Annotated in this window: 5 protein-coding genes; all 5 read left to right on the forward strand. The window is 60.8% G+C overall.

Going from position 1 to position 8273, the window contains the following annotated elements; translation table 11 throughout:
* The first annotated feature begins 504 nt into the window (after positions 1 to 504).
* A complete protein-coding gene (locus FJ404_18610) occupies positions 505 to 1314 on the forward strand; it encodes a type II secretion system protein (protein ID MBM3824863.1) in 810 nt (269 codons plus the stop codon).
* 149 nt (positions 1315 to 1463) lie between these two features.
* Positions 1464 to 2801 carry a DUF1501 domain-containing protein gene (locus FJ404_18615; protein ID MBM3824864.1) on the forward strand — a complete coding sequence of 446 codons (1338 nt, stop codon included), beginning with the start codon at positions 1464 to 1466 and terminating at the stop codon, positions 2799 to 2801.
* Between the two features lie 20 nt (positions 2802 to 2821).
* Positions 2822 to 4159: a DUF1501 domain-containing protein gene (locus FJ404_18620; GenBank protein ID MBM3824865.1), complete on the forward strand. Its 1338-nt coding sequence runs from the start codon at positions 2822 to 2824 to the stop codon at positions 4157 to 4159.
* Complete coding sequence (locus tag FJ404_18625; protein ID MBM3824866.1) at positions 4156 to 6759, forward strand: DUF1553 domain-containing protein; 2604 nt, start codon at positions 4156 to 4158, stop codon at positions 6757 to 6759. The genes FJ404_18620 and FJ404_18625 overlap by 4 nt, the downstream gene beginning before the upstream one ends.
* Positions 6760 to 8273: hypothetical protein (locus tag FJ404_18630; protein ID MBM3824867.1), on the forward strand; the 1514-nt coding region annotated here is incomplete at its 3' end. It lies immediately after the preceding gene.

Below are 8273 nucleotides of genomic sequence, written 5' to 3' on the forward strand. Positions count from 1 at the left end.
TTCGTCGTGTTTTTCTCAATGGGCCACGGAATGGGCGATGCCCACGGCGACGGAATCCCGCCTTCAATCCCAAAGGGATTGTGTCCTCCAGCCCAAGGTTGCGAGGAACGAGCTACCTTGGGTTGCCCAGCCTGCCGTATCGCCGACAGCCCGTCGGCCCGGCGGGTGAAGAATAAGGCCCTTCCATGTTCTCCACCCGCCTGGCCCGGATCATTCATCCTGAGCTTGAATCCGCGACCGTGTGCCGCGTGAGGGCACGCGGCCTACAATCGCGCCTGCCTCTGTGTTTGTAGGCCCGGTGTCATCACCGGGCGTCCCGTGCATAAAACATGCGGCCTGGTTTCCTTCGTCGGCACGCAGGCTGGGCAGCCTGCGCCACAGCAGACCGGGCTGTCTGCGTGACCACGACAACCCGGTTACCAACAACCTCTGGATGCACCACCCCATCCGGAATCTCCAGGTCGAGGCTTGCCAAGCGGCCTGGTTTGGGATAGGGGGTGGAGCATGGAATCCCTCGTCGTGGCGCGTCCGGTCCGGTCCTCTGCGTCCGGGTTCACCTTGATCGAGTTGCTGGTGGTGATCGCGATCATCGCGATTCTGGCCAGCATGCTGCTGCCCACGCTGGCGCGCGCGAAATACACGGGCATGAGAACGACCTGCGTGAACAACGTGCGCCAGCAGTATCTGTCGCAGATCATGTATGCGGACGATTTCCGGGGCAAATTCGCGCCGCACGCGGATGCCAGTCCGGATTACCATCGCACGGGCGGGAATCCGTCGAGCATCGTGACCTTGATGCGGGGAACGTACGTGCCGAACACGCAGATTTTCATTTGTCCGATCACGCGCCTTTCATTCGGCAAGGTGTGGTTGAACTATGCCAGCAGCGCCAATTTCGCGGACAAGAACACCAAGGATTACGGCGGGTGGGACACACCGGCGGGCAACGTCTACACGCCTTACATGTGGTTGGCGAATTACACGGCGACCCCCGCCATGAAGTTTTTGTCTGCCGACGGCAAGGTGAGTTCGAATCCGGACGACAACGAGCCGGCCTGGCCGGCGAACACCTCGGAGGCGGACAGCCGCCGGGCATTCATCACCCATCGCATCAGCGACACGCCCGGTGCGCGCTGGGACGTGGGGCATTTGGGCAAGATGGCGGTGGCGCAGAGCGCGCCGTTGTTGTCGTGGTCGGTGACGCCGGATCAGCCGGTTGGCCAGGCGGACGGCAGTGTGATTGTGAGGAAGAAGAGCCTGATTCGAGCGAGGGCGATGGGCGGGCCTTCGGCGGACACGCGGTATTTGTATTGAGGTCTTGGGCGGCGGGGTCATTGTGCCGATGATTTTCTTGGGTTTTTGCGGTTCGAAGGCTTGACACTCAAAGGCTGGAGGGGCACAAAGATTGCTGAATAGCCCTTCAACCGTCGTTCGCGCTGCGAATGGCAGAAAGGTTTCCGATCATGCTGACGATATCAGGTTCATCTCATCGGTTTTGCGACGGGTTCAGCCGCCGCAATTTTCTTCGCATCGGCGCGCTGGGGTTGGGCGGGCTTTCTCTTCCGCAACTCCTTCAGGCGGAATCACAAAGCGGGATTCGCCGATCGCACAAAGCGGTCATCATGATTTTCCTTCCGGGCGGTCCGTCGCATCAGGACATGTTTGATTTGAAGATGGATGCGCCGATGGAGATCCGGGGCGAGTTCAAACCGATCTCGACCAGCGTGCCTGGGATTCAAATTTGCGAACATCTGCCCAAGCTTGCCAAGGTCATCGACAAGACGGTGATCATTCGGTCCGTTGTCGGTGCCACTGGGGATCATTACGCGGTGCAGTGTTTGACAGGCCGAAGCCACAAGCAGATGCCGGCGGGAGGCTGGCCGAGCATGGGGTCCGTCCTTTCCAAGCTCGAAGGCTCGACGAATGGCACGGTTCCGCCTTTCGTGGGGTTATCGCCCAAGATGGGTCACGTGCCGTGGGCCGATGCGGGCACGGCGGGTTTTTTGGGGGTGTCCCACGCGCCGTTCAAGCCTGAGGGTGCTGGCAAGACGGACATGGTCTTGAACGGTGTGACGCTGGACCGTTTGGGCGACCGCCGCAAGTTGCTCGCCAGTTTCGATCAATTCAGGAGGGACGTTGATGCCACGGGGTTGATGAACGGCCTGGATTCGTTCAACGAGCAGGCGTTTGGCATGCTGACGTCGAGCCGGTTGATGGAGGCGCTGGATGTGGAGCGCGAGGACAAGAAGATTCGTGATTGGTATGGCAAGGGGGATCCGAAGAACCGCGATGATGGCGGGCCCAAGTTGATGGAGCATTTCCTCGTGGCCCGCCGTTTGGTCGAGGCGGGCGCGCGCTGTGTCACTTTGGCGTTTAGCCGATGGGATCATCACGGGGACAACTTCGGAGCGTTGCGTCAGGATTTGCCTTTGCTGGATCAAGGTTTGACGGCGTTGATCGAGGACGTGCATCAGCGCGGGCTGGACAAGGATGTTTCCATCGTGGTGTGGGGCGAGTTCGGTCGCACGCCGATCATCAACAAGGATGGGGGGCGCGATCACTGGCCTCGCGTTTCGTGTGGATTGCTGGCGGGCGGCGGGATCAAGACGGGCCAAGTGATTGGAGCCACCGACCGGCTGGGCGGAGAAGCCACGGAACGTCCCGTGCAGTTTGGCGATGTGTTCGCGACGTTGTATCGGAACTTGGGCATCGACGTGACCAAGACGACGATCACGGATCTGACGGGACGGCCTCAATATCTGGTGGATCCCGGCTGCGAACCCTTGCGCGAGGTGATTTGAGCCGTATCGGAGCTTAAACGATGCTGAAGATTCCCGGGAGAGCCTTTCGATATTGCGACGGCGTAAGCCGCCGGAGTTTTCTGACGATTGGCACTCTGGGCATGGGCGGGCTGGCATTGCCCCAGCTCTTGGAGGCCGAGGCGACGTCGGGGGTTGGGAAGTCCGACAAGTCCATCATCATGATCTACCTTCCGGGCGGGCCGCCGCATCAGGATTTGGTGGATTTGAAAATGGATGCTCCGTCGGAGATCCGGGGGCCGTTTCGTCCGATCGCGACCAACGTCGGTGGGATCCAGATCAGCGAGCTTCTTCCGCAAATGGCTCGGGTCATGGACAAGATGACGTTGATTCGGTCCATGTCGGATGCGGTGGACGATCATTCGAACTTTCATTGTTTCACCGGACGGAAGAAGCGCAATCAACCGCCGGGGGGCTGGCCGGCTTTCGGTTCGGTCGTTTCCAAATTGATGGGGTCGAAACATCCCGCGCTGCCGCCATTCATCGGGATGGAGCCGCGCATGCAGCATCGTCCTTACAATGAGGCGACCCCCGGATTTTTGGGGCCGGGACATCAGTCGTTCCGTCCCGAAGGCCAGGGGAAGTCCGACATGGTGTTGCAAGGAGTCACCTTGGACCGGCTGGAAGATCGCAGGACCTTGCTCTCGAGCTTCGACCGGCTTCGCCATGAACTGGACACGAGCGGGATGATGGAAGGTTTGGACGTTTTCAAGCAGCAGGCGTTCGGGGTTTTGACTCGGAATAGTTTGGTGGAGGCTTTGGACCTGAGCCGGGAGTCCGAGAAGATACGAGAGCGGTACGGGAAGGGAGACGAGCGGGTGCACGGGGACGCGGCCCCGATGTTGAACCAGCAATTTTTGGCGGCCCGGCGTTTGGTGGAGCGCGGAGCTCGGGTGGTGACCGTGGCTTACGGATTTTGGGATTATCACGGGGCAAACCACGAGAACGCGCGCAAGGACGCGCCGCTTTTGGACCAAGGGGTGTCCGCGTTGATCGAGGATCTTTACGAGCGGGGACTGGACAGGAACGTGGCGGTCGTCATCTGGGGAGAATTCGGGAGAACGCCCACGGTGAACAGCGGGGGCGGGCGTGATCATTGGCCGAGAGCTTCGTTCACCTTGCTTTCCGGCGGTGGATTCAAGACCGGGCAAGTGATTGGATCCACGGATCGGTTGGGGGGCGAGCCGGATTCGCGTCCGGTTCGATTCGGGGAGGTATTCGCTTCGCTTTACCATCACATGGGCATTGATGTGGCGACGACCACCGTCCAGGACTTGGCGGGGCGTCCGCAGTATTTGGTGGATGACGGGTGCGCTCCATTGCCGGAGTTGGTGGGGTGAAAATGAGCGGCGAGAACGAAATAGAAAGGGCACCACGTATGAAGCCACGAATGGGGAAGGAAGAAGGAGCCGGGATGCGGCCTTCTCGCGTCATGCAAAGGAAGGCTCGCGGGATAGTGCGGTGGCCATTGGCGCTCGGTTTGCTGGGGTTGATTGCAGGGATGGAGTGGGCTTGGGGTGTGGCCGTGTTGCGCATCGAGTCGGGAAGGAACGGCGAGGCCGGAGGGCCGTTGATTTTGAACGGGCGGGAGGCTCGGTGGCAACTGCTGGCGGCGAAGTCGGATTCTGGAGGAGGCGACGCAGACGCAACGCACGAAGTCCAGTGGAGTGTGGAACCGAAGGGCGTGGTCGATTTGAGCCGGGAAGGCATGCTGGTGGCGAAGTCGAACGGGAAAGCCAAAGTTCGAGGCGTCTTGGAAGGAGGATCCGGCGCGGAACTTGAAGTCGAAGTGCGCGGCGCGGAGGCGCAGCCGCTGGTGAGTTTCGCGAATCAAATCGTGCCCATCTTCACCAAGGCGGGTTGCAATGGGGGCGGCTGCCATGGAAAGGCGAGCGGCCAGAATGGATTCAGACTTTCGTTGCTGGGATTCGAGCCGGAGGAGGACTACGAACATTTGGTGAAGGAAGCTCGCGGGAGACGATTGTTTCCAGCGGCGCCGGAGCGGAGTTTGCTGTTGTTGAAGGCTATTGGCGAGATGCCGCATGGGGGAGGCAAGCGGCTTGAGCCCGGGACGCAGGATTATGAATGGATCCGCCGATGGATTCAGCAAGGCATGCCGCCTGGGAGCGCCCAGGACCCGACGGTGGTGGGCATTGAGGTTTTCCCCAAGCAAAGGAATCTGAAGCGCGAAGCCTCGCAGCAGTTGCGGGTGCTGGCCCGTTACAGCAACGGGGTGGTCGAGGACGTGACCCACAGCGCGTTGTTCGAGGCGAACGACAAGGAGATGGCCAAAGTGGACGAACGCGGCCACGTGCAGGTCTTCAAGCAACCCGGCACGGTGGCAATCATGGTGCGTTACCAGACGCAAGTGGCGGTGTTTCAGGGTTTGGTGCCGCTGGGGGCGCCGCTGGGCAAGCTGCCGCCGGAACGGAATCTGGTTGATCAGCATGTATTCAAGCGGTTGAAGGAACTGGGATTGCCGCCCTCCACCATCGCGGATGACGCGGTGTTTTTGCGGCGGTCCGCCCTGGACATTGCGGGGCGGATTCCGACGAAGTCTGAATCCGAAGCATTTTTGGCGGACCGGTCACCGGACAAGCGGGATCGCTGGGTGGACCGGTTGCTGGAGAGTCCCGATTATGCGGAGCTTTTTGCCAACAAATGGGCGGCGTTATTGAGGAATAAGCGGGGCGCGCCGACGCATGCGCGCGGCACGTTCGCTTTTCACGCGTGGATACGGGACGGGTTGATGGAGAACAAGCCGTACGATCGCATGGTGCGCGAGGTGTTGACGGCATCCGGGAGCATTGAGGATCAACCGCCGGTGGCTTGGTACCGGCAGGTGCGGGACACGACGGCGCAGCTTGAGGATACCGCGCAGCTTTTTATGGGACTGCGCCTGCAATGCGCCCAGTGCCATCATCATCCCTACGAGAAGTGGAGCCAGCATGACTATTACAGCCTGGCGGCCTTTTATTCGAGGGTGGGTCGCAAGTCGGGCAATGCTCCCGGTGAAGAAATGATCGTGCATCGGCGAGGGGCGGCGGAGGCGATCAACAAGAAGACCAAGAAGTCCGTGAAACCGGCCGGCTTGGGTGAGTCGCCCTTGAACGTGGCGCCGGACGAGGACCCGCGCGAGGCGCTGGCGGGCTGGTTGACGGACCACAAGAATCCGTTCTTTGCCAAGTCGCTGGTGAATCGTTACTGGAAGCATTTCTTCAATCGCGGCCTGGTCGATCCGGAGGATGACATGCGCGAGACGAATCCGCCTTCGAATCCCGAATTGTTGGAAGGACTCGCGAATCATTTCGTTTCCACCGGGTATGACTTGAAGTCGCTCGTTCGATTGATTGCGACATCGAGCGCGTATCAATTGAGCGCGGAGCCGAACGAGCAGAATGGTTCGGACCGGCAGAACTTTTCGCGCTATTATCCGAAGCGCCTGCCCGCGGAGGTTTTGTTTGACGCGGTGCATGAGGTGGCGGGTGTGCCGCATCGGTTCGAGGGATTGCCGGAAGGCATGCGGGCGGTGGCGTTGCCGGACAACAGCTTCAATGCCAGCACTTACTTTCTGAGTGTCTTCGGGCGTCCGGAATCGTCGAGCGCGTGCGAATGCGAGCGCTCGCAGGACGCGAGCCTGGCGCAGTCGCTGCATTTGCTGAACTCCAAGGAGCTGCAGGAAAGAATCGCCTCGGAAAAAGGCCGGGCTGCGAAGCTGGGGGCGGATCAAACCCGGTCGGATCCGGCCAAGATTCAAGAGCTTTATCAAACCGCGTTTTCGCGGCCACCCTTGCCGGACGAGTTGGCGGCGGCCCAGGGATACCTGGATCGCAAGACCGCCGGGAAGACCGGGGCGGAATTGGCGGCCGCCCGCAGGCAGGCTTTCGAAGACATGGTGTGGGCTTGTCTGAACACCAAAGAATTCCTCTTCAATCACTGAGTGAGGGCGGCGGTCTTGAGATGTTGGTTGCTCGGGTTGGGCTTGGCGCTCGAGGCTGGCGCGGAGCTCCCGGTGGCGCGGTTGTGGACGGTTTTTCCGCCGGGCGGGCAGAGCGGTAAAGAGCAGGAAGTCTCGGTGCAGGGAGTGGATTTGGATTGGCCAGAGACCCTCCGTTTTTCTCATCCCGGCATGACCGCCCAAGTGAAGTCCGGATCGGAGGAGGATCGCCAGAATCTGAGAGACTTCGTGGTGAAGATAGGCCCCGACGTGCCGGAAGGCGTTTACGAGGTCCGGGTGCTGAGCCGCTTCGGCATCTCCAATGCGCGTCCGTTCGCCGTGGGCCGGTGGCCCGGGATCGTCCTAGCCGGTGAGGAAGGCAGGACGGGCAAGCCGAAGCAAGTCTCCGTGAACAGTTGGGTGCATGGTCGTGTTCCCGCGAGTGACCGGTTGGAGTTGCACTGGACCAACGCTCCGAAGGGTGAGATCGAGTTCGTCTGTCAGGCGGCGACGTTGGATTCCAAGCTGGAGCCGGTCATGATCGCGAGTGACGGTCAGGGTCGCGAGTTGGGGCGGAGCCGGCGAGGCGGGCATTTGAAGTTGCGGTTGGAAGAAGCACAGGAAGTCAGGTTGGTACTGCATGACCGGACATTTCGAGGTGGGGACGAGTATTATTTCCGCTTGAGCGCAGGAGCACCCGGGTATCAAGCCCTGGCTTTTCCGCCGGTGCTGACGGCGGGGCAAAGTCCGGAGGTGTTTCCGCGATGGCGCGGGGAGTACGATTCCAACAAAGTGTTGAACATCGGAAAGCCATCCAGGGGGGTGCCGGGAATCCTGGCCGGAGGTCGATCCTTGAGCGCGTTGGGGTTGGAGACGCTGGGCGTGGAATGGCCGGAGGCGGGGGTGGGAGGATGGGTTGGGGCGACGGATTTGAAGGTGATATTGGATGAGTCGCGTCCGGAAAGCCCCCAGAAAATTCCGCCACCCTGTAACGTCGCGGGTCGATTCGAGCGAGGCCGGAGAACCAGCGTGTTCGAGTTCGAAGTGAAGAAGGGCCAGTCGTTCGAATTGGAAGTATTCTCGCATCGGCTCGGCCAAAGCACGGATCCCCACCTTCTCGTGCAACATTTGAGCGGGGAGGGAAAGGTGACGGAAGAACGTGAATTTGCGGATCAGGAACAGAACCTGGGCGGACACGAATTCAACACGGCGACGCGCGATCCTCACGGCAAAGTCGAGGTGAAGGCGGACGGGCGATTGCGGGTGACCCTGTCGGACTTGGCGCGCACAGCAAGTTCGGGGGAGGACCCGTTGTTCTGGTTCAGGGTCGAACAGGAAAAACCGGATTTCGGGGCTTTTGCGGTGCCGGTGGCCCCTGCCCCTCCGAACCGGGATGTGCGGCTGGCCACCGTTTGGTCCACTCATTTACGTCGGGGAGAACGAGTGCCTTTGCAGATTTTTTTGCGCCGTCGTGGGGGCCTTACCAACGCCATACGATTCGAGGCCGAAGGGCTGCC

This window comes from Verrucomicrobiota bacterium, assembly GCA_016871495.1.
In the GTDB taxonomy this organism is placed as follows: domain Bacteria; phylum Verrucomicrobiota; class Verrucomicrobiia; order Limisphaerales; family VHDF01; genus VHDF01.